The sequence below is a fragment of the Rhodococcus daqingensis genome, from assembly GCF_042665615.1.
GTDB lineage: Bacteria > Actinomycetota > Actinomycetes > Mycobacteriales > Mycobacteriaceae > Rhodococcus_G > Rhodococcus_G daqingensis.
Map to the genome: position 1 here is coordinate 371385 of NZ_JBHTCS010000002.1, position 19830 is coordinate 391214.

The 19830-nt window shown below is 69.3% G+C and carries 19 protein-coding genes; 8 read left to right on the forward strand and 11 right to left on the reverse strand.

Annotated features, from left to right (window positions below; all coding sequences use genetic code 11):
- The 4 genes from ACFQS9_RS03035 to ACFQS9_RS03050 all read right to left on the reverse strand — a co-directional run bounded on the left by ACFQS9_RS03035 (nt 1) and on the right by ACFQS9_RS03050 (nt 3710).
- Entirely contained in the window at nt 1-786 is a 786-nt protein-coding gene (locus ACFQS9_RS03035; protein WP_378401407.1) for an SDR family oxidoreductase, read from the reverse strand.
- A 36-nt stretch (nt 787-822) separates the two neighbouring features.
- On the reverse strand, nt 823-2049 hold the full coding sequence (locus ACFQS9_RS03040; RefSeq protein ID WP_378401409.1) for an acyl-CoA dehydrogenase family protein: 1227 nt from the start codon (nt 2047-2049) through the stop codon (nt 823-825).
- Nucleotides 2050-2092: 43 nt separating this feature from the next.
- Nucleotides 2093-2911, reverse strand: a complete 819-nt coding sequence (locus ACFQS9_RS03045) for an SDR family oxidoreductase (RefSeq protein WP_378401411.1) — start codon at nt 2909-2911, stop codon at nt 2093-2095.
- 118 nt (nt 2912-3029) lie between these two features.
- Complete coding sequence (locus tag ACFQS9_RS03050) at nt 3030-3710, reverse strand: TetR/AcrR family transcriptional regulator (RefSeq protein ID WP_378401413.1); 681 nt, start codon at nt 3708-3710, stop codon at nt 3030-3032.
- A 109-nt stretch (nt 3711-3819) separates the two neighbouring features.
- On the opposite strand from ACFQS9_RS03050, the gene ACFQS9_RS03055 reads away from it, so the two are divergent.
- From ACFQS9_RS03055 to ACFQS9_RS03065, 3 genes are all read left to right on the forward strand, one after another.
- Complete coding sequence (locus ACFQS9_RS03055) at nt 3820-4299, forward strand: MaoC family dehydratase (RefSeq protein ID WP_378401414.1); 480 nt, start codon at nt 3820-3822, stop codon at nt 4297-4299.
- Between the two features lie 41 nt (nt 4300-4340).
- Nucleotides 4341-5342, forward strand: a complete 1002-nt coding sequence (locus ACFQS9_RS03060; RefSeq protein WP_378401415.1) for an oxidoreductase — start codon at nt 4341-4343, stop codon at nt 5340-5342.
- Nucleotides 5343-5650: 308 nt separating this feature from the next.
- Nucleotides 5651-6547: an amidohydrolase family protein gene (locus ACFQS9_RS03065; RefSeq protein WP_378401417.1), complete on the forward strand. Its 897-nt coding sequence runs from the start codon at nt 5651-5653 to the stop codon at nt 6545-6547.
- Here the strand turns inward: ACFQS9_RS03065 and ACFQS9_RS03070 are convergent, their stop codons facing one another.
- The 3 genes from ACFQS9_RS03070 to ald form a co-directional block, all read right to left on the reverse strand.
- Nucleotides 6548-7159, reverse strand: a complete 612-nt coding sequence (locus tag ACFQS9_RS03070) for a ribonuclease H family protein (protein WP_378401420.1) — start codon at nt 7157-7159, stop codon at nt 6548-6550.
- A gap of 81 nt (nt 7160-7240) precedes the next feature.
- Complete coding sequence (locus ACFQS9_RS03075; RefSeq protein ID WP_378401422.1) at nt 7241-8041, reverse strand: crotonase/enoyl-CoA hydratase family protein; 801 nt, start codon at nt 8039-8041, stop codon at nt 7241-7243.
- Between the two features lie 56 nt (nt 8042-8097).
- Nucleotides 8098-9225: an alanine dehydrogenase gene (gene ald, locus ACFQS9_RS03080; RefSeq protein ID WP_378401424.1), complete on the reverse strand. Its 1128-nt coding sequence runs from the start codon at nt 9223-9225 to the stop codon at nt 8098-8100.
- Between the two features lie 121 nt (nt 9226-9346).
- Between ald and ACFQS9_RS03085 the strand changes: the two genes are divergently transcribed.
- Entirely contained in the window at nt 9347-9862 is a 516-nt protein-coding gene (locus ACFQS9_RS03085; RefSeq protein ID WP_378401426.1) for an Lrp/AsnC family transcriptional regulator, read from the forward strand.
- A 27-nt stretch (nt 9863-9889) separates the two neighbouring features.
- Here ACFQS9_RS03085 and ACFQS9_RS03090 read toward each other — a convergent pair whose 3' ends face one another.
- Nucleotides 9890-11656 carry a cholesterol oxidase substrate-binding domain-containing protein gene (locus ACFQS9_RS03090; RefSeq protein WP_378401428.1) on the reverse strand — a complete coding sequence of 589 codons (1767 nt, stop codon included), beginning with the start codon at nt 11654-11656 and terminating at the stop codon, nt 9890-9892.
- A 190-nt stretch (nt 11657-11846) separates the two neighbouring features.
- Between ACFQS9_RS03090 and ACFQS9_RS03095 the strand changes: the two genes are divergently transcribed.
- The 3 genes from ACFQS9_RS03095 to ACFQS9_RS03105 all read left to right on the forward strand — a co-directional run bounded on the left by ACFQS9_RS03095 (nt 11847) and on the right by ACFQS9_RS03105 (nt 15982).
- Entirely contained in the window at nt 11847-14069 is a 2223-nt protein-coding gene (locus tag ACFQS9_RS03095) for an MMPL family transporter (RefSeq protein ID WP_378401430.1), read from the forward strand.
- A gap of 165 nt (nt 14070-14234) precedes the next feature.
- Nucleotides 14235-14873 carry a YdcF family protein gene (locus ACFQS9_RS03100; RefSeq protein ID WP_378401432.1) on the forward strand — a complete coding sequence of 213 codons (639 nt, stop codon included), beginning with the start codon at nt 14235-14237 and terminating at the stop codon, nt 14871-14873.
- A 101-nt stretch (nt 14874-14974) separates the two neighbouring features.
- Nucleotides 14975-15982: an NAD(P)H-dependent glycerol-3-phosphate dehydrogenase gene (locus ACFQS9_RS03105; protein WP_378401434.1), complete on the forward strand. Its 1008-nt coding sequence runs from the start codon at nt 14975-14977 to the stop codon at nt 15980-15982.
- Nucleotides 15983-16040: 58 nt separating this feature from the next.
- Here the strand turns inward: ACFQS9_RS03105 and ACFQS9_RS03110 are convergent, their stop codons facing one another.
- Nucleotides 16041-16703 carry a hypothetical protein gene (locus tag ACFQS9_RS03110; protein ID WP_378401436.1) on the reverse strand — a complete coding sequence of 221 codons (663 nt, stop codon included), beginning with the start codon at nt 16701-16703 and terminating at the stop codon, nt 16041-16043.
- Nucleotides 16704-17058: 355 nt separating this feature from the next.
- Between ACFQS9_RS03110 and ACFQS9_RS03115 the strand changes: the two genes are divergently transcribed.
- Nucleotides 17059-17541, forward strand: a complete 483-nt coding sequence (locus ACFQS9_RS03115) for an alpha-isopropylmalate synthase regulatory domain-containing protein (RefSeq protein WP_378401438.1) — start codon at nt 17059-17061, stop codon at nt 17539-17541.
- Between the two features lie 14 nt (nt 17542-17555).
- Here ACFQS9_RS03115 and ACFQS9_RS03120 read toward each other — a convergent pair whose 3' ends face one another.
- Together ACFQS9_RS03120 and ACFQS9_RS03125 are read right to left on the reverse strand one after the other, a co-directional pair.
- Nucleotides 17556-18035: a hypothetical protein gene (locus ACFQS9_RS03120; RefSeq protein WP_378401440.1), complete on the reverse strand. Its 480-nt coding sequence runs from the start codon at nt 18033-18035 to the stop codon at nt 17556-17558.
- 82 nt (nt 18036-18117) lie between these two features.
- Nucleotides 18118-19596, reverse strand: coding sequence for a DUF4185 domain-containing protein (locus ACFQS9_RS03125; RefSeq protein WP_378401442.1), 1479 nt, complete (start codon nt 19594-19596; stop codon nt 18118-18120).
- Between the last annotated feature and the right edge of the window lie 234 nt (nt 19597-19830).

The following is a 19830-nucleotide window of genomic DNA, read 5'->3' on the forward strand; positions in this document are numbered from 1 at the left end:
TCAGACACCGAACCCGGCCCCGTTCCGGAACGGCCGCACGTCGCCGAGCAGCTGGCCTCCGTCGATCACCATGGTCTCGCCGGTGACCCAGCTCGCAGCGTCCGAGACCAGGAAGGCGATCGCGGAGGCGATATCGCCCGGCTCACCGATCCGGTTCAGCGCGGTCAGATCCGACACCGCCTGCTCGTGTTCCTTCCACAGCGCCTCGGCCAGCTTGGTCCGGACCACGCCGGGCGCGACCGCGTTGACCCGGATCTTCGGCGAGAGTTCCAGCGCCAGCTGCTTTGTCAGGTGGATCAGCGCGGCCTTCGACGCGTTGTAGAGGCCGAGGTTCGCCTCGTGCGCGAGCCCGCCGATGGAGGCGGTGTTCACCACGGCACCGCCGTGTTCGCCCATCCACGCCTCCGCGGCGAGCGCGGTCCACATCAGCGGCGCCCACAGGTTCACATCGAAGGTCTTGGCGAATCGGCCGTGGTCCTGACCGATCAGCGGGCCGAACGCCGGGTTCGTGCCCGCGTTGTTGACGAGGATGTCGATGCTGCCGAACCGCTCGAGCGCCGTCTCCACGCACCGCCGGGCGGCCACCTCGTCGACCGCGTGCGCGGCCACCCCGAGGGCATTGCCGCCGCCGACCTGCGCGGCCGCCGCGTCCGCCGATTCCTGCGAACGGGACGTCAGCACGACATTCCCGCCCGCTGCCGCAATGGCCTGTGCCGCAGCCAAACCGATCCCCCGGGATGCACCCGTGACGATGGCGGTGCGACCGGTCAGATCCAGTCCACTCACGTGAGAGCCCTTCCTCCGCTGTTCGATTCCGCGTGCTCAGGCACCGGTGGGCCGGTGGTCCCGGTACTTGCGCAGTTCCTGCTTGGCGATCGCCCTCTTGTGCACCTCGTCGGGGCCGTCGGCCAGACGCAGGGTCCGCAGGTGCGCGTACGCCATGGCGAGTGGGAAGTCGTCGGTCACACCGGCACCCCCGTGCACCTGGATCGCCCGGTCGACGATCTTCAGGGCCATCTGTGGCGCCGCGACCTTGATCGCCGCGATCTCGGTGCGCGCGTCCTTGTTGCCCACCGTGTCCATCAGGTAGGCGGCCTTGAGCGTGAGGAGGCGGTTCATCTCGATCTCGATGCGCGCCTCGGCGATCCAGTCCTGGATGTTGGCGCGGTCGGCGATCGGACGGCCGAAGGTGACGCGCGACTGCGCGCGCTTGCACATCAGCTCCAGGGCCCGCTCGGCCATGCCGATGGCCCGCATGCAGTGATGGATCCGGCCGGGTCCCAGGCGGGCCTGGCTGATCGCGAAGCCCTCACCCTCGCCCTTGAGCACGTCCTTGCGCGGAACCCGCACGTCCTCGAAGGTGATCTCCGCGTGGCCCTCCCGGTCGTGATAACCGAAGACCGGAAGGTTGCGCACGACGGTGACGCCCGGCGCATCGATCGGCACGACGAGCATCGACTGCTGGCGGTGGATCTCCGCCGTCGGGTCGGTCTTCCCCATCACGATGAGCACCTTGCAGTTCTGGTGCATGGCGTTGGAGGCGAACCACTTACGTCCATTGAGGACATACTCGTCGCCATCGCGCTCCATCCGCATCTCGACGTTGGTGGCGTCGGAGCTGGCGACCGCCGGCTCGGTCATCGCGAAGGCGGAGCGGATCGTGCCGTCGAGCAGCGGCTTCAGGTACTTCTCGCGGTGTTCGTCGGTCCCGAAGATCTCGAAGACCTCCATGTTGCCGGTGTCGGGCGCATTGCAGTTGCACGCCTCGGAAGCGAGGTGGCTGCGCCCCATGATCTCGGCGAGCGGCGCGTACTCCAGGTTCGTCAGGCCCGCCCCGGTTCCTGGATGCGGGTGAAAGAGATTCCACAGGCCCTGCTTTCGCGCCTCGGACTTCAGCTCCTCGATGATCGGCGGCTGGAAATGGGGGTCGCCCGCGGCCCGCATCTGCTCGTCGTAGACGGCTTCCGCCGGGTAGACGTGCGAGTCCATGAACTCGAGCAGGTCGGCCTGGAACTTCTTGGCACGGTCCGAGACCTCGAAAAGGGACATGTGAACTCCTGACAGGTCGGAAGGGTATTGGCGGGGACGTCGCTCAGGCCCCGGGGAGCAGGCCGGCCTGGAAGCGGCGCATCCCCCGCAGCCACCGGTCGTAGTCGGCACCCTTGTGGCGGTACATCTCGAGCACCTGCTCGTGCGGAAGGATCAGGAAACGCTCCTCGTCCATCGCCGCCAGGACCGCGTCCGCGACCTGCGACGGTTCGAGCACTTCGCCCGCGGAGGTCACGGCCCGCGTCGCCGCGACACCGAGGACGTCGCCGGACTCCTCGCCCTCGTACAGCAGCTTCGTGTTCACGCCCATCGGACACAGGCAGCTGACCCGGATCCCGCGATCGCCGTAGGTCACGTTGAGCCACTCGGCGAAGCCCACCGCGGCGTGCTTGGTCACCGAGTAGGTGGCGGAACCGATCTGGGTCAGCAGGCCGGCGGCCGAGGCGGTGCTGACGAAGTAGCCCTCGCCCCGTTCGAGCCACCGCGGGACCAGCAACTGCGCGGCGCGGATGTGAGCCCGCAGATTGACGTCGATCGACAGGTCCCAGTCACTCTCGGTGGCCTCCAGACCCGGCGCGCCACTGATGCCCGCGTTCGCGAAATACAGGTCCACCGGCCCGAATTCGGACTCGGCGAGGTCGATCAACCGCTGGATCGCGTCCGTATCGGAGGCGTCCGCGCCCGCGCCGACCGCGGAACCGGGGCGCTCGGCGTTGATGCTCGCGGCGACGGCCAGTGCGGCCGCCTCGTCGAGATCCGCAACGACGACCTTCGCGCCCCCGGCGGCGAGCCGATCAGCGAGCGCGCCGCCGATTCCTCCGCCGCCACCGGTGACGATGGCGACCTTCTGCTCAACCTTCACAGAGATTCCTCTTCTCTCGCGGTGATCCGAGCTTGCCAGCAAAGCTAAATGAATATGAGGCCAGATTCACCTGTGACGGCATTTTGTTGCCCGGACCTGGCCGAACTCGAGGCAGAACTCAGGCGCGCGGAGCGATGCGGAGCGCGTTCACCCACAGCCGGGTGGCGGTGGCGACGATGTCGTCGAGGGACGCCGCCTCGCTGCCGCCGGTGACGAAGTACCCGAACGCGAGGCGGCTGATCATGCCGGACAGCGCCGACGAGGCCAGCAACGGATCGAGATCCGGGTCGGCGAGTCCGCGCTGCTGCAGGTTCGCGATGCTGCGGGCGTTGCGGCGGATGAAGGCGTCGGCGCGCTGCTGCCGCAATACCCGGAACTCGGGATCGATGCTGGCGACCTGCTCGAGTAACCCCATCAGCTTCGCGTTGCGCTCGTATGCCGCGAAGTACGCCCGGTTGCTGGCCGCGATGATCGCGGCCGGATCGTCCTCGTCCGCCACGTGCGGCATACCCGGGTGCATCATGTCTTCCTGCGCCAGCTCGAGGACGGCCGCGAAGATCTCTTCCTTGCTCGCGAAGTAGGTGTAGAACGTTCCCGCCGAGCACTTGGCCGCCTTGGTGATGTCGATCAGGCGCGTGTCGAGATAGCCCGAGCGCTCGAACACCCGTCGGGCGGCCGCGATCAGCGCCGACCGGGTCCGCAATCCGCGCTCGGTCACGGGCAGTTCCCGGAGCAGCGACGACCGCGCCATCGACGGCGGCGCGTCGTCGCGGTCATCCCCGGAAACCAATCCTGACATGCCGTATTTATACGGCAAGGCGTGTCGACGCCGCCCGTGGCCCGCGCCGCCCGACTGCCCGTAATGTGAAGAATGCGTCGCGCACACGCGGACGAGGGGAGCAACAGAGATGACCGACACCAGCACCCACCCGGTCCGGCCGAGCACCCTCGCACAACTGACCGCACTGATCGGGACCGTGCTCGGCCCCACCGACTGGCACGAGGTGACCCAGCAGCGGATCGATGCCTTCGCCGACGCCACCGGCGACCACCAGTGGATCCACGTCGACCCCGAGCGGGCCGCGGACGGCCCCTTCGGCACCACCATCGCGCACGGGAACTACAGCCTCTCGCTCGGCCCGTTCTTCACCGAGCAGCTGATCGCATTCGACGGTTTCGCCCACGCCCTCAACTACGGTTACAACAAGGTCAGGTTCACCGCACCGCTGCCGGTCGGATCCCGAATTCGCATGCGCGCCACCATCGTCTCGGTGCACGAGATCGCCGGGGGCGCACAGATCCTGAACAGGCTGACCATGGAGCGCGAGGGCACGGCGAAACCGGTCCTGGTCGCGGAGGCGGTGGGATTCCTCGCCGAGCGCAAGTAGAAGCCTGGCCGTAAGGTGGCGGACGCCCTAGGCTCGGCACGGTGACCACGACCTTCTCGGCTTACATCGCACGCGAACAGGGTGGGGAGATCACGCTCGCCCCCGACACCCTCGACACCGGCGCGCTGCCGCCCGGCGAGGTCACCATCAAGGTGCACTTCTCGAGCGTGAACTACAAGGACGCCCTCGCCGTGACGCCGAGGGGCGGGGTGGTGCGCGAGTACCCGATCGTCCCCGGCATCGACCTCGCCGGCGAGGTCGTCGCCTCCGACGACGACTCGTTCGCGCCCGGCGACCTGGTCCTCGCGCACGGGTACGAGATCGGCACCGGCCGTCACGGCGGCTACGCCGAACTCGCACGGGTCCCGGCGGAGTGGGTGGTTCGCCTCTCGGGTCTGTCCCCGCGCGATGCGGCGACCATCGGCACCGCGGGATTCACCGCAGCGATGAGCGTGCAGGCCCTCCTCGACCGCGGCATCACCCCGGGAGACGGGCCGGTTCTGGTCACCGGCGCGAGCGGCGGTGTCGGAAGCGTGAGCGTCGACCTGCTCGCCGCGGCCGGATTCGAGGTGGTGGCCTCGACCGGCAAGAGGGAGGCCGAGGACCTGCTGACCTCGCTCGGCGCGGCGGCCGTGATCGGCCGCCTGCCCGAGGATCCGGACGCGAAGCCGCGCCCGCTGGGCAAGGCGGAGTGGGCGGCCGCGGTCGACTGCGTCGGCGGCAAGACGCTGGCACATGTGCTCAGCACCGTCCGATACGGCGGTGCGGTTGCGGCGAGCGGGCTGACCGGCGGATCGTCGCTGCCGACCACGGTGCTGCCGTTCATCCTGCGCGGCGTCGCGCTGCTGGGCATCGACTCCGTGCAGCTGCCGATCGACAGGCGGCGCGCATTGTGGGCGCGACTCGAGGGCGATCTGCGGCCGCGCCACCTGCCCTCGATCGCGCACGAGGTGCCGATCCGGGACGTCGTGCAGGTACTGGACCGGGTGCGGTCCGGGACGTACACGGGTCGCGCCGTGGTCCGGGTCGATGACGGTTTCTGAGCTCGAGCCGACCGAATGAGCGAGCTGATCGAGTGAACGCTCCCGTTCACTCGATCAGCGGCAACGCTGGATTCAGCTGCCGAAGGGCAGCGTGCCCGGGGCGATCTGGTAGCCGCTGCTGCCGGCCGAGCTTCCGCCGACAGCGCCCAGGAACCCGTTGATCACGTTGGTCAGCATGCTTGGTATTTCTCCTCGAGAGCATTCCGATGAGGATCGCGGGTCCGCGATCCGCAGCTACGGTAACGATCTGCCCTGACTCTGTCGACCGGTCTGGCCGAACCGATACCGGGCATGACACTGTGGGTCGCGTGATCGACGAACCCGAAGCCAGGCAGGCCGACATCGACGCGGTGACCGCGTTCCGCGAGAAATGGAACCTGCCCGGAATCATCGACGTACACACACATTTCATGCCCAAGAGCGTGATGGACAAGGTGTGGAAGTACTTCGACTCCGCCGGACCGCTGACCGGCATGGAGTGGCCGATCGCCTACCGGCACGAGGAGGACGTCCGGCTGGACCGGCTGCGCTCCTACGGCGTCAGCGCGTTCACGTCGATGATCTATCCACACAAGCCGAACATGGCGGCCTGGCTCAACGAATGGGCGGTCGAGTTCGCGGCCCGCAACCCCGACTGCCTGCACACCTCCACCTTCTACCCCGAGCCCGGTGCCGTCGAATACGTCACCGCCGCGCTCGAGGCCGGCACCCGGGTGTTCAAGTCGCACATCCAGGTTGGCGACTACTCCCCCAACGATCCCCTACTCGACGGCGTCTGGGGCAGCCTCGAGGATGCCGGCACCCCGATCGTCATCCACTGCGGCTCCGGGCCCGCACCCGGGCGCTTCACGGGCCCGGGACCGATCGCCGAGCTGCTGGCCCGGTTCCCCCGGCTACGGCTGATCGTCGCGCACATGGGCATGCCCGAGTATGCGGAATTCCTCGAGATCGCCGAGCGTCACGACCGGGTTCTGCTCGACACCACGATGGCCTTCACCGATTTCATCAACGATGCCGCGCCGCTGCGGCCGTCCGACCTGCCGCGTCTGCTCGACCTGCAGGAGCGGATCCTCTTCGGCAGCGACTTCCCGAACATCCCGTACCCGTATGCCCATGCCCTGGAGGCGGTTTCTCGGCTCGACCTCGGTGCGGAGTGGGTCCGCGCGGTCTGTCACGGCAACGGAGTGCGCCTGTTCGACCTCTGATCAGAAGAGGGTGAGGGAATCGTCCGATTCGGGGACCTCGAACAGCGTCGGCTCCATCTCGTTCGAGACGACGGTGTGCGCCGCCACCGACTTGGCTCGCGAGACCTTCTTCGCCGGCGACACCGGCGCGGAGTGCGTGGCGGTCTTCGCGCGCGGGGCGGACGCCGGGGTGGAGGCGACGGTGGCCGCGACCGCACGAGCGGCCTCACCGGCGAGCTTGTCCGCCTCCTCGTTGTAGTGGTTGCCGACGTGGCCGCGCACCCACCGGAAGCGCACCGGGCCGGTCCGCTCGGCGATCGCCTCGTCGATGGAGCGCACCAGGTCCAGGTTCTTCACCGGTTCGCCGGAGGCCGTCCGCCAGCCCTTGCGCTTCCAGCCGGACACCCACTCGGAGGCGCACTTGATCGCGTACTGCGAATCGGACTCGATCAGCATCGGCTCGTCGCCCGGATGCGCCCTGATGGCCTCCAAAAGCGCTCGCAGCTCGGCGATTTGATTGGTGCCCGACCGCTCGCCGCCCGACCGGCTCGGTCCCAGGTGATTGACCCACGCCCAGCCGATCGCGCCGCCGGGGTTGCGAAGGCAGGAGCCGTCCGTGCTGACGATGATCACGACCGACACCTTACGGCGGCCCCCCGACATTGCGCAGCGCCCGCGCCGGGCCCGGAGCGGGCCGCCCGCCGCGGCCCCGGGCTATGCCCCGGTGAACCGCGGCGGTCTGCGCTCGAGCATCGCGGCCACCGCCTCCTGGTGGTCCTGCGTGTGGTGTGCCAGCGCCTGCATCGCGGCCGACAGTTCGAGCAGGCTCTCCAGGCTCTGGTGCTGCCCCTCACGGAGCAGCTTCTTGGTCATCCGCAGGGCCTGCGGAGGGTTCGCCGCGACGCGTTCGGCCAGCTCGCGGGCGGTCGACAGCAACCGGTCCGGCTCGACCACCCGAGAGACCAGGCCCCACTCGAGCGCGGTCGCGGCATCGATCGCGTCCCCGGTGAAGGCCATCTCCGCTGCCCGCGCCACACCGACCGCGCGCGGCAGGAACCAGGCGCCGCCGTCGCCGGGAATGATGCCGAGCTTGACGAAGCTCTCCGCGAAGGTGGCGGTGGTCGCCGCGATCCGCATGTCGCACATGAGGGCAAGGTCACAGCCCGCGCCGACCGCCGGGCCGTTCACCGCGGCGATCACCGGGACCTCGCAGTGATAGAGCGCGAGGGGGATCCGTTGGATGCCGTGCCGGTAGCCACCCCGGAGTTCGACGGGCGAGCCGCCGAACATGCCCTCCCGATCGCGCATGTGCTTGACGTTGCCCCCCGAGGAGAACGACGGTCCGGCCGCGGTCAACACCACCGCGCGCACCGTCACGTCCCGGTTGACGTCCGCGATCGCCGCCTCGAAGGCCTCGATCATGTCGGGCTCGGAGATCACGTTGCGGGTCTCCGGACGGTTCAGCGTCCAGGTGACGACGTCCCCGTCCCGCGCCACCACGATTGCCTCGGTCACTGCGCGCTCCTTCCGGTCGCGGCCAAGGGTAGGCGCTGCGCGGCCGGGAGCGCGTCTCACCCCGGGTGGGGTGCGACTCGGTCACCGGCGGCGAGGCCGCGATAGCCGTGCGCCTCCGCGACGGCGGTCGAGAGCACCGCGCCGTCGTGGGTGCTGAGCCCGGCGGCCAGCGCCCGGTCCGCGGCGGTCGCCCGTCGCCAGCCCAGATCCGCGATCTCGAGGACGTACGGGAGGGTGGCGTTGGTCAATCCGAAGGTGGACGTGCGGGGCACCGCGCCCGGCATGTTCGCGACGCAGTAGAAGACCGAGTTGTGGACCCGGTAGGTGGGTTCGGTGTGGGTGGTCGGATGCGAATCCTCGAAACACCCGCCCTGATCGATCGCGACGTCGACCAGCACCGAACCCGGCTTCATCCGGGACACCAGGTCGTTGGACACCAGCTTCGGCGCCCTCGCCCCCGGGACCAGCACCGCGCCGATCACCAGGTCCGCCTCGAGCACCGCCTGCTCGACCTCGAAGGCGTTGGACACGACGGTCCGCAGCTGTCCGCGGTACCGGTCGTCGAGCTCGCGCAGCCGCGCGATGTTCAGGTCGAGGACGGTGACGTCGGCATGCATCCCGACGGCCATCGCCGCCGCGTTCTGGCCTGCCACTCCACCGCCGAGGATCACCACGTTGGCCGGGCGCACCCCGGGCACACCGCCCATCAGGACGCCGCGGCCGCCGGAGCTGGCCATCAGGTGGTAGGCGCCGGCCTGTGGGGCGAGCCGCCCGGCGACCTCGCTCATCGGTGCGAGCAGGGGCAGGGAGCCGTCGGGGGCCTGCACGGTCTCGTAGGCGATCGCGGTGGTCTTCGCCGCCATCAGCGCGTCCGTGCACTCCCTCGAGGCCGCCAGGTGCAGGTAGGTGAACAGCACCAGGTCCTCCCGCAGCCGCGGATACTCCTCTGCGATGGGCTCTTTCACCTTCAGGAGCAATTCGGCGGACGCCCAGACGTCGTCGGCCTCGGCGAGGATCCGCGCGCCTGCCGCGCGGTAGTCGGCATCGGCGAAGGAGGACCCGACACCGGCCGCCTGTTCGACGATCACCTCGTGACCGCGGGAGACGAGTTCGTGGACACCTGCCGGTGTGATGGCGACCCGGTACTCGTGGTTTTTGACCTCGCGGGGGATTCCGATCCTCATGACACTTCCTCGGGTTTCGGGGCTGTTCGGTATGGAGTGAGCGCGATCGGCGCTGGCTCAAGTATGAATTTTCCCCGGCTACCTGCACAGATATGTGTTGATAATTCTCTAGAATCAACTCATGGCTGCCGAATCTTCGTTACGAGGCGCATCGGGGGTCGCCCGCCCGAACGATGTTCGGGAGGTCAGGCTCGATGAGATCGATCACGTCCTGCTCGCCCAGCTCACCCGCGACGCCCGCACCCCGAACAACGCGCTCGCCGAGATGGCCGGGATCGCTCCGTCCACCTGCCTGGCCCGCGTCCGCGCGCTGGTCGATAAGGGCGTCATCCGCGGATTTCACGCCGATATCGACCCGGCGGCCCTCGGCCGGGACCTCGAGGCGATGATCTCGGTCCGGCTGCGCGCCGATGCGCGCCCGCACATGGCACAGTTCGCGGAACGGATGTCCGCGACGCCCGAGGTTCTCGACGTCTACTTCATCGCGGGCGCCGACGACTACCTGCTGCACGTCGCGATGCGCGACACCGGGGCCCTGCGCGATTTCGTGCTCGACCACCTGTCCGCGCGACCCGACGTCGCCGCGACCGAGACCATCCTCATCTTCGAGCACATCCGGCCCAGGTCGGGCCGCTAGCGCGGCATCAGACGGCGCCGCCGAGCCTCATGGCAGCAGCCTGTCCAGGAAGTCGTTGCTGAAGATGCGGTGCGGGTCGTGGGCGTTGTACGCGGCGCGGGCGGTATCCCAGTTGTCGCCGGCGGGCACCCCGTCCCGGTAGGTGCCGGGGATGACGGTCTCGATGGACGGCCCGTCGGAGTGGCCGGCCCGGTCGGTGAACGCCCAGCCCTTGGCCCACTCCGGCCGGAAGGTGGCGTAGTCGCCGCTGTAGTTCTCCCGCATGAACAGCTCCATCTCGCGGAAGTACGCGGCCTGGCCCGGCGTGCCGGGCACCCCGACCACGTTCATCCAGATCGCGGTGTCCCACTCGGGGTGGTCCGGTCGCGGGCGCAGCGCCGAGATGGTCGGCGGCCCAGCGGTTTCCACCGTCACCTCGGCCTGGTCGTCAAGCCCGCAGAGACGCACCTCGAAGGGGCCGTTGATGGGGTACCGCCCGTTCGACTGGTGGTGCCGTTGTCGCTCGTGGTGCCAGGTGGTGAACTCGTTGATGACCCGGGCGATGTTGGCGCGCTTGGTGATCACCACGCCACCGCCCGCGGTCATCCGCAGGGTGGTGGCGCGCAGGTAGAACTGGACGTCCTTGGACCAGCCCCACAGGTCGGCGCCGCCGGTGGCGGCCAACCCGGCCTGGAAGGTGGCCAGCTGGGCCTGGCCGAACAGCGGGGTCGCCGCACCGATGCCGCTGACGATCTGTCCGAGAAGGTCGGTGACCGGCTTCGGGATCGAGTCGGAGTACGGGTAGTTGTAGGGCCCGGTCACCTCGCGGGACTGCGGGGGCTTGGTCGGGGTCGGCGTCCACACCTTGAGGTACGGCGTCTCGGTGAAGGGGAACCAGATCGCCTCGACGCGGCCGGAACGAGCCACGTAGCTCTCGAACGTGCGGCCAGGTGAGCCTGCGGGAGCGAACAACTCGCGCCACGGGATGTCCACGAACGACTGGCAGCGCAGCCGGTAGTTGGCACCTGCCTGCAACGTGACCGAGGTGACGAAGGCGCGTCCCAGATGGGTGAGCATCGGACGGATCTCCGGGTCGGCGCGGGCGAACTCACGCGTGACGTACTCGCCTTCGGTGGCATCCCACACCACCGCGGTCAGCGCGGTCACCAGGTTGCTCAGCGAGCCGAACGAGGCACCGGGAATCGCCTCCTCGCCGTCGGCGGGCAGCGTGGCGCCGTGCGCGTCGATGGCCAGCACCCCGGCGATGGACAGTTCCCCGATCGCGGGCGAGTTGGCCCAGCCCAGCCCGTGGCTCTGCAGCTCGGCGAGGATGGCCTCGACGGTGGCACCCGCGCCCGCGGTGACCGTGGCACGGCCCTGCGCGGCGCCCCCGGCGTCGACCGCGATCGAGTTCAGTCGGGACATGGTGTCGACCAGCAGCACGCGGTCGACGTTCTGGCCGGGCACCAAGGTCAGCGGGCTCCAGCCGTGCATGGTGCCGCGCGGCCGCAGCCGGTAGCCGTTGGCGTGCGCCCAGTTCGCGAGCCGGACGACGTCCTGCGCATCGCGGGGGCTACACGTCCAGACCTGGTCGAAGACGATCTCCTGTACCCAGTTCTCGTAGCCCCGCTGGACCAGCGGGATGCCGTCGGGGAACGCGGGCGGGGCGGGCAGGGTCGCCCTGGCGTCACCGAACGGGATCGCCTGCGCGGGCGTCCAACCGAGTCCCGCGACGGCGGCGGCGCCCGCTGCCGCGGCCAGGAAGCCTCTGCGCGAGACGCCACCCGTCTGCTGATCCGTACGACCTGCGGCCATCGACACTGTCCCTCTCTGTGGGTGGCGCGATCGGGCGCGCCACGAGCGAGGACAAAGTTAGAACATGTTCCCGTCATCGTGTCGGGAAACGCGTACCCGGGTCCGGGGAATCCCGGATTCCCCGGCTCACCACGTGGTCTACTTGAACCCGTTGGAGACCTGCGGTGACGGGCATTTCCGAGGAGAACCGATGGCCGAACTCGACATCAGCGACGAGCCCTCGACGGCGTCACCCCGCAGGCCCCGACGCAGGTGGCCGGTCTTCACCATCGTCGCGCTCGCACTGATCGCCTTCCTGGCCGGCGGCATCGGCGGCTCGTTCCAGAGCAAACTGACCGAGGTCCAGAAGAACGACAACGCCAGCTACCTGTCCGCCTCAGCCGAATCCACCATCGTGGCCAACGAATCCGCGAAATTCGTCACGGTCGAGACCATCCCTGGGTTCGTCGTCTTCCACCGCGACGGCCCACTGACCGAGCAGGACAAGGAGTCGATCGCGCGCGCCGCGACGGCGGTGACGGAGGTCCCCGGCGTCGACAAGGCCGGGATGGCCCCGGTCCAGTACTCGGAGGACGGCACCACCGCCGCGCTGTTCGTGCCGCTGGTGGCGAAATCCGACGGCGCACAGGTACAGGGCGACGTCCTCGCCGAGACCGAGCAGCAGGTGATGGACGCGGCCGAGTCCGCAGCCTCCGGCGAACTCGAGGTACTGCCCGCGGGTCCCGGCGGGCTGCTCGTCGCCTTCATCGACGCCTTCCAGGGACTCGACGGGGCGCTACTGGTCGCGGCGCTGCTCGTGGTGATCCTGATCCTGCTGGTCGTCTACCGCTCCCCGGTCCTCTGGGTCTTCCCACTACTGTCCGCGATGCTCGCGCTCGGGCTCTCGTCGATGGTCATCTACTTCCTCGCCAAGCAGGAAATCCTGACGCTCACCGGCCAGAGCCAGGGCATCCTGATGGTCCTCGTGCTCGGCGCGGGCACGGACTACGCGCTGCTGCTGATCGCGCGATACCGGGAGGAGCTGCACGCCTACCCGAATCGGTTCGACGCGATGATCCGGGCCTGGCGCGAGTCGGCCCCGGCGATCACTGCCTCCGCGGTGACCGTCATTCTCGGGTTGTTGTGCCTGACCTTCTCCGAACTGAACTCGAACAAGAGCCTCGGGCCGGTCACCGCCATCGGCATCGCCTGCACCTACCTGGTGATGATGACGTTCCTGCCCGTGACACTGGCGGCCGCGGGCAGGTGGGTGTTCTGGCCTCGCGTCCCGAGGGTCGACCACGCCGCGGATCTCGCCTCGCGCGGCATGTGGGGGCGGATCGCCTCCGCCGTCGGCGGGCGGGCCCGGCCGGCGTGGATCGGCACCACGGTGCTGTTGATCGCGCTGTGCGCCATCGGGATCGGCAGCCTACAGACGGACGGGCTCACCGCCACCGAGAACTTCACCAACAACCCCGACGCCGCCCAGGGCCAGGCGATCTACGACGCCAAGTTCCCGCAGGGCACCGGCGCACCCGCGGTCATCACGACCAACGCCGACGCCGCCGATCAGGTGATCGCCGTCGCCGCCGGGGTCGAGGGAGTGGCGACCGCGCCGGGCTCGGTGTGCCTGCAGATCGACTACGCCAAGGTGGCGGGCCTGAACCTGGGCGCGGCGGTAGCCACGGGCGCCCCGACCGGCTGCCCGCCGCCGCAGTTGACGGTGCAGCCGATCGACGGTCGTACCGTCGTCACCGCGACCCTCGCCGACTCCTACGACTCGCCGGCGGCGCTGGAAACCATCGAGCGGTTGCGCACCGCGGTGCACGCCGTTCCCGGTGCCGACGCACTGGTGGGTGGGAACTCCGCTGCCACCCTCGACGTGCAGACCGCCTCGGTGCACGACCGGAACCTGATCATCCCGATCGTGCTGGTGGTGATCTTCCTGGTGCTCGCCATCCTGCTCCGGGCGCTGCTCGCCCCACTGATCCTGATCGCCACCGTGGTGCTCTCGTTCGCCGCCACACTCGGCGTGTGCGGCTTCTTCTTCACCCACGTGTTCCACTTCGCGGGCGCCGACCAGGCCTTCCCGCTGTTCGCCTTCGTGTTCCTGGTCGCGCTCGGCATCGACTACAACATCTTCTTGATGACCCGGGTGCGCGAGGAATCGCTCACCCACGGCACCCGGTCCGGCGTGTTGCGGGGACTCGCCGTCACCGGCGGCGTGATCACCTCCGCGGGTGTGGTTCTCGCCGCGACGTTCGCGGTGCTGGGTGTGCTGCCGCTGGTCTTCCTCGCGGAGATCGGGTTCGCGGTGGCATTCGGCGTGCTGCTCGACACCATCATCGTGCGCAGCGTGCTGGTGCCCGCCCTGTCCTACGACATCGGCAAGCGAATCTGGTGGCCGTCGGCGCTGGCGAGGGCCAAGGACTGACACGCCCGCCCTCCGGACCGGTCACCGGGCGTGTCGCAGGTGTCGAATAGCGGTCCGCGGGAACGGATTCCCGGAAGGTCCCCACCGATCGCGCGAGCTACGGCAGACTGAACCCCGATTGTCACCTCCTGCGGGGGAGGAGCCGTTCGCTCGAAAAGGAGTGCCATGTCGTTTCGTTCACGGTCCCTGCGCCCTCGCCGGATCTTCGCCGCCGCCGTCCTCGCCGCCGCCGTCGGCTCGGCCCTGCCCGCCACGGCGAATGCCGACATCACCCCGACCACGCTCGTGAACGGCGTGCTCTCGACCGTCGGCGGCTGCCAGACACCCTTCCGTGAAGCGATTCTCACCTGTACCCGGTTCGAGACCCTGACCACCCAGTTCCCGATGGTCCTCGACCTGAACCCGTTCGGGACCAATATCGTGGCGCTCGGCGCCGGGCTGTACCCGAACGGCACGATGCGGCCGGTGCTCGAGTCCCGGATGCGGGCGACCCTGCAGGTCGCCCACCGCTACCCGCTCTCGCCGATCATCGTCAGCGGTGGCGTGCCGCAGAACGGGATCACCGAATCCCGCGCGATGCGCGACTGGTTGATCGCCCACGGCATCCCCCCGTTCCGGATCACCGAGGAGTACACCTCGCGCTCCACGGTCGAGAACGCGCGAAACACCAACGCGCTCCTCGCACAGCGCGGCGCGACCAGCGCCGTCGTGGTGACCTCACCAGACCATCTGCAGCGCGCCATGGTCGACTTCCGCGTCGCGGTCGGCGGACGCATCCCCATCGCGGGTGTCGTCGCGCCCTAGCGGGGCGGCGGCGAGTTTCAAGATTCCGCACCGCGCCGCGGGTGCGGGTGGGAACCTGAATCGATGATCGCAATCGTCGGTGTCGGACTGGGTGATCGGTGATGGCACGGCCGGTACGGGTGGTGGTACTGGGGGCCGGCTCGTGGGGGACCACGGTCGCGGGGCTCGCCGCGCGCAACACCCCGACGCTGCTGTGGGCCCGTGACCCGGACACCGCCGATGAGGTCAATTCCGAACATCGCAACTCCCGCTACCTCGGCGACCGGGCCCTCCCCCTGGATCTGCGCGCGACCTCGGACATCGCCGAGGCCGCCAACGAGGCGGACGTCCTTGTCGTCGGCGTGCCCTCGCACGCGGTGCGCTCGACGCTGAGCGAGATCTCCAACGGGGTACGCGCGTGGGTGCCGGTGCTGTCGCTGGCGAAGGGACTCGAGCCCGGTACCCGGCAACGGCCCACCGAGGTGATCGCCGAGTGCCTGCCGGGCCATCCGGTCGGGCTCCTGGCCGGACCGAACATCGCCAGGGAGATCGTCGACGGCCTGGCCGCCGCGTCGGTGGTCGCCACCCAGGACGACCGGGTGGCCACCGCGCTGCAGCCGCTGTTCGCCTCGCCGGTGTTCCGCGTCTACCGCAACACCGACGTGCTCGGCTGCGAACTCGGCGGCATCCTCAAGAACATCGTCGCGATCGCCGCGGGCATGGCCGACGGCCTCGGCGTCGGCGACAACACCCGGGCGATGGTGCTCGCCCGCGGGCTGGCCGAGATGACCAGGCTCGGCGAGGCAATGGGGGCCAACCCGCGCACCTTCGCCGGTCTCACCGGCGTGGGCGACCTCATCGCCACATGCATCAGCCCGGCCTCCCGCAATCGCCGGGTCGGCGAGGCGCTCGCCCGCGGGCTCACGATCGAGCAGGCCGTCGCCGAGCTCGGTCAGGTCGCCGAGGGCGTCAAGACCGCGCCGACGGTGATGGAACTGGCCCGCGACTACGACGTCGAGATGCCGATCGCCGCGGAGGTGGAGGCGGTGGTGGCCGGCCGCCGCACCCCCGCAGAGGCGTATCGCGGGTTGCGGCGGGTGACTCCCGGCGACGAGGACGACATGGCCTGAGCGCCGGGGGCCGCCCGGGGAGAGAATCCCGGACGGCCCCGCAGAGGCTCGAGCGTCGTCAGCTGCCGAAGAAGGACGAGCCGCCCGAGCTGAGAAGCCGGAACTTCACACCCATCTCGGGCCACTCCCGCGGCGCCTGCCCACTGACCTCGATCGCGGCACCGCTATCGAAGATGTCAGTGTCGAAGGTGATATCGGGACGCACCTGGTACGTGACCTCGAAGCTGACGGTCTTGTTGTCGTTCACCGAGACCACCCAGCCGACATCGTTGGCCGCGATGAGTCGGCCACCGGACTCCGTTGGGACAACACCCTCCGTCTTGACCTGACCGTCCACCCAGGAGGTGACCTTCGCACTCCCCTCGACGTAGCGCAGGGAGGGCGGGGCGATGTCGACGATCTTGGTGATGATCCGGTCCGGCGCGCCGGTGGCGGCGATCGTTGTCCGGTAGGTGACCGTGCCAGTGGGGGCGATTGTGTTGCTGCCGACGATGACCTTGGTGATCGCGAGATTGTCGGCGGTCACGGTGGCCGATGCGGGCAGTTCCTGGCCATTCGCGCTGGATCCGAAATCAAGCCCGGCCAGTCCGCCTGCCGAGGAACCGAGGTCGAGCGGTGCAGCGGACGCGGCACTGGCACCCAGGGCGATGCCGCCGCCGGCGGCGAGCAGGGTCGCGGCGGCGAGGGTGGATGCGACACGGCGCATTATGGGACGTGACATGCATGTTCTCCGATCGATTGGGTGTGTGCACGCGCCCCCCGAACGTGCGTCGGGCCATCGTATGGACGGGCGCCCAGGCCCGGATGAGAATTCGGATATTGCTGCCGCACTTGATAAATCGTTAGACGAAGCAAGGTCGACCCAGTCCGGCTCCGAACCCCACGTCCCGTCATCGGAGGCCCGCGTGCCGTACGCGCTGGTTGCGTCGACGACGCCGGTCGTCTACATTCGACGCCCATGAAGCGCATGCAGCTCGTATTCCGCCCGTAGCGGGGTCTGATTCGGACCGACCCCTCGCTGCGGGTCGTCGAGCTATCTGTTGGTCCTTCCTCTTCGTTCAGGAAGACCGCTTCACATGAACTCTCTTCAGGCATTCGCCTCGCACACCGCCATCGCGCCGTCCGATCCCTTCGCGCTCCGGTACGGCTTCCCGCTCCCCCGCGGGCTGCGCACCGAGGCCGCGGGCATGAGCTGGCGCACGTTCCTCGCCACCTACTCGCCCGCCGGCGGACCGATCCGCTTCGGCCGCTGGTCGGCGCACTCCCTCGGCGCCGGGCGCTCCGAGTTCCGGGCCACCCTCGCCCTCGGCGACACCATTCACCAGGCCGAGGCCACCGCGGCGGGGCCCATCGCGGCGCTCACCTCGATGCTCTACGACGCGGGCCTGCAGCTGGAGATCCTCTCCTTCCACCAGCAGCGCACCGGAGACGGCCGCACCGCCACCTTCCTGCTGTGCGAGCACGACGGGCGCAGGCACTGGGCGGCAGGCCTCGCGGACACCGCGGCCGAGTCGTCCATCGAGGCGATGATCGCGGGCGCGAACATCCTGCACGGCTAGACGTGCCGGAGGCGTCAGGGCATCTCGACGGTCTCTGCGCGGGCGACCTCGCCGATCGCCCGGCGGATGTAGCCCGAGCCCGGCGCGTCCGCCGCGGTGAGCAGGTCCGCCATGACCAGGGCCGCGTGTCGGGGCAGGTCCACCCGCGGGAGGGCGCGGGGCTCCTCGTCGGGATCCGCGAGCCCGAGCGCACCGGTCAGCACGACGACGAGCGTCGACACATCGAGGTCCGGCACCCAGCGCGAGGCGGACCGGGCGCAGCGCCCGAGGACTGCCTGTACGTCGTCACCCGTCAGCCCGTCGGGATGCAGTTCCTCGAGTAGCTCACGCACGATCGACGCGTGCACCACGGTGACCTGCTCCTGGTCGAGCGCGGCGAGCCGGGTGGCCGCCTCCGCGAACGGCTCCGGGTCGGCCGCGCGGGCCGCGGTGACGGCGGCGTCGGTCGCGTCGGCGATCTCACGGGCGGCGGACGGCCATTCGGTGGGCCACATCGGGTGGTTCGGCTCCTTCGGATTCGGTTCGGCGGCGGCGCGTCGGGGCGCCACCACGTGCGTACACCCGGTGTGCTCCGACTCAGTTCAGCTCGGCTCGCATGAGGAAGACGTTGTAGTCGGACCACGTCGAGATGGTGAAGTACAGGTCCTCACCGGTCGACCAGGGGTGAATGAAGCCACCGTACAGCTCGGGATACTCGGTGACGCTCACCAGTGACGCCGGCTCCGACCACACTCCCTGCGGCGAGTCCGATTCACGCAGGACGATCGCGACCCTGGCGGTGTCCAGGTAGGCCATCTGCCAGACCCGCCGCGCCTCGTCGTAGCGGACCGACACCTCGGCAACCGGGCCGCGCACCACCGGCGTCGCGGCGGCCTGTCCGCCGACCGGGGTCCAGACCCCGTTCTGCCAGTACTGGTACGCCGACTTGTTGAGCACCTCCCCCACCGGGACCCGGGCCAGCCCCAGGTCTCCGAGCCGGGTGTTGGGGGTGCCGAACATGTAGACGTGATCGCCCTGCGGGACCATCGCGCTCACCTGGAAGTTGGAGAGACCGAAGATGTTGTCCCACTGGGCATACGGATCCTTGACCCACGTCTGCCCGTGATCGTCGGAGTAGGCGATGCCGCCGTGATTGGTGAACCAGGTGCCGGGGATGCTGTTCCAGGTGCGGATGGACATGTAACTCATGTACTGCCGATCACCGATCGCGAAGCCCGAGGTGGGAATGGTCGTGATCTCCACGTTGTCCAGCTTCCGACTGTCGAGCACCTCCGCCGCATGGCACCTCCCGTCCTGCACCATGGAATCGAAACTCATACCGTCCGAGAGGTTTTCATCGGAACTGAAGGCCAGCACGTTGCTGCGCCAGTCGTCGCCCTGACCGCCGGGCGGGTGGAATCCCCGGCCGATCGTGTCACCGAACGCGACTGCCACCTCGCCGGGCGCGCTCTCCCACATGATGCCCAGATCGGTGCCGTTCACCTGCCAGCGTTTGTCGGTGCGATTGATCGAGCCGGCACCCGTCTCCTTCGCGACCCGCGTGACGGCGCCGACCCGGGGGGTCGGGCGGGGGGCCGAGTTCGCGGCCGCCTCCGTCGGCGGGAACACCGGGACCGGGGCGACAGCCTGCTGCCCGGGATCCGGGCCGGGCACCGGAATGCCCAGGTGGAACGGCTGGAACTTGAGGCCGATCTCGGGGATGCGCAGCGCTTTCAGCAGCGTGTCCGGGCCCGGAGGGCCAGCGTCGGTCAGGTCCGGGCAGGGATCCGCGCAGGTGTCGGACGGCAACACCTGCGCCGGCACCCGGGTCGGGGTCGTCGTCGGCGCCGGGAACGGCACCGCGGTGACCACCGGGACGGGAATCGGGATCTCGAGCTTCTCCGGCAGCAACTGCGCCGTGGTCGTCACCAGGTCGTCGGCACAGGATCCGCTCCCCTGCGCCCCCGTTCGTCCCGAACTCAGCGGGGCGGCAACGGCATCCGAATTGTCCGCGTAGACCACCGCACTGGAACCGATCACCACGGCCGCGACTGCGACGGCAAGCCTGCGCGTCAATGGCACCTCCGCGTTGAGCTCTGCTGGGGGCCCGAAGACCCACCACCGGGCTTACGACGTTGCCGTTGGAACCTAACACCGACGTGGGCGGATCCCCCGCCTCCCGGACCGGGTGTCGACGGATTTCGCTCCCACCCCTACGCTGGCTGGACCCGAATCGAGGTGAACGGTGTCACAGTCCAACCATCCGCGTCCCGTCGGCCCGTACGCGTCGGGACCGCCCGCGACCGCGCT

Excerpts from the sequence above, each read along its gene's own strand:
- ACFQS9_RS03105 (WP_378401434.1), top strand. The coding sequence starts at position 14,975 with ATGGCACGGCCGGTACGGGTGGTGGTACTGGGGGCCGGCTCGTGGGGG.
- ACFQS9_RS03120 (WP_378401440.1), bottom strand. The coding sequence starts at position 18,035 with ATGTGGCCCACCGAATGGCCGTCCGCCGCCCGTGAGATCGCCGACGCG.
- ACFQS9_RS03110 (WP_378401436.1), bottom strand. The coding sequence starts at position 16,703 with ATGTCACGTCCCATAATGCGCCGTGTCGCATCCACCCTCGCCGCCGCG.
- ACFQS9_RS03115 (WP_378401438.1), top strand. The coding sequence starts at position 17,059 with ATGAACTCTCTTCAGGCATTCGCCTCGCACACCGCCATCGCGCCGTCC.
- ald (WP_378401424.1), bottom strand. The coding sequence starts at position 9,225 with ATGAGGATCGGAATCCCCCGCGAGGTCAAAAACCACGAGTACCGGGTC.
- ACFQS9_RS03055 (WP_378401414.1), top strand. The coding sequence starts at position 3,820 with ATGACCGACACCAGCACCCACCCGGTCCGGCCGAGCACCCTCGCACAA.
- ACFQS9_RS03100 (WP_378401432.1), top strand. The coding sequence starts at position 14,235 with ATGTCGTTTCGTTCACGGTCCCTGCGCCCTCGCCGGATCTTCGCCGCC.
- ACFQS9_RS03085 (WP_378401426.1), top strand. The coding sequence starts at position 9,347 with ATGGCTGCCGAATCTTCGTTACGAGGCGCATCGGGGGTCGCCCGCCCG.
- ACFQS9_RS03095 (WP_378401430.1), top strand. The coding sequence starts at position 11,847 with ATGGCCGAACTCGACATCAGCGACGAGCCCTCGACGGCGTCACCCCGC.
- ACFQS9_RS03050 (WP_378401413.1), bottom strand. The coding sequence starts at position 3,710 with ATGTCAGGATTGGTTTCCGGGGATGACCGCGACGACGCGCCGCCGTCG.
- ACFQS9_RS03090 (WP_378401428.1), bottom strand. The coding sequence starts at position 11,656 with ATGGCCGCAGGTCGTACGGATCAGCAGACGGGTGGCGTCTCGCGCAGA.
- ACFQS9_RS03040 (WP_378401409.1), bottom strand. The coding sequence starts at position 2,049 with ATGTCCCTTTTCGAGGTCTCGGACCGTGCCAAGAAGTTCCAGGCCGAC.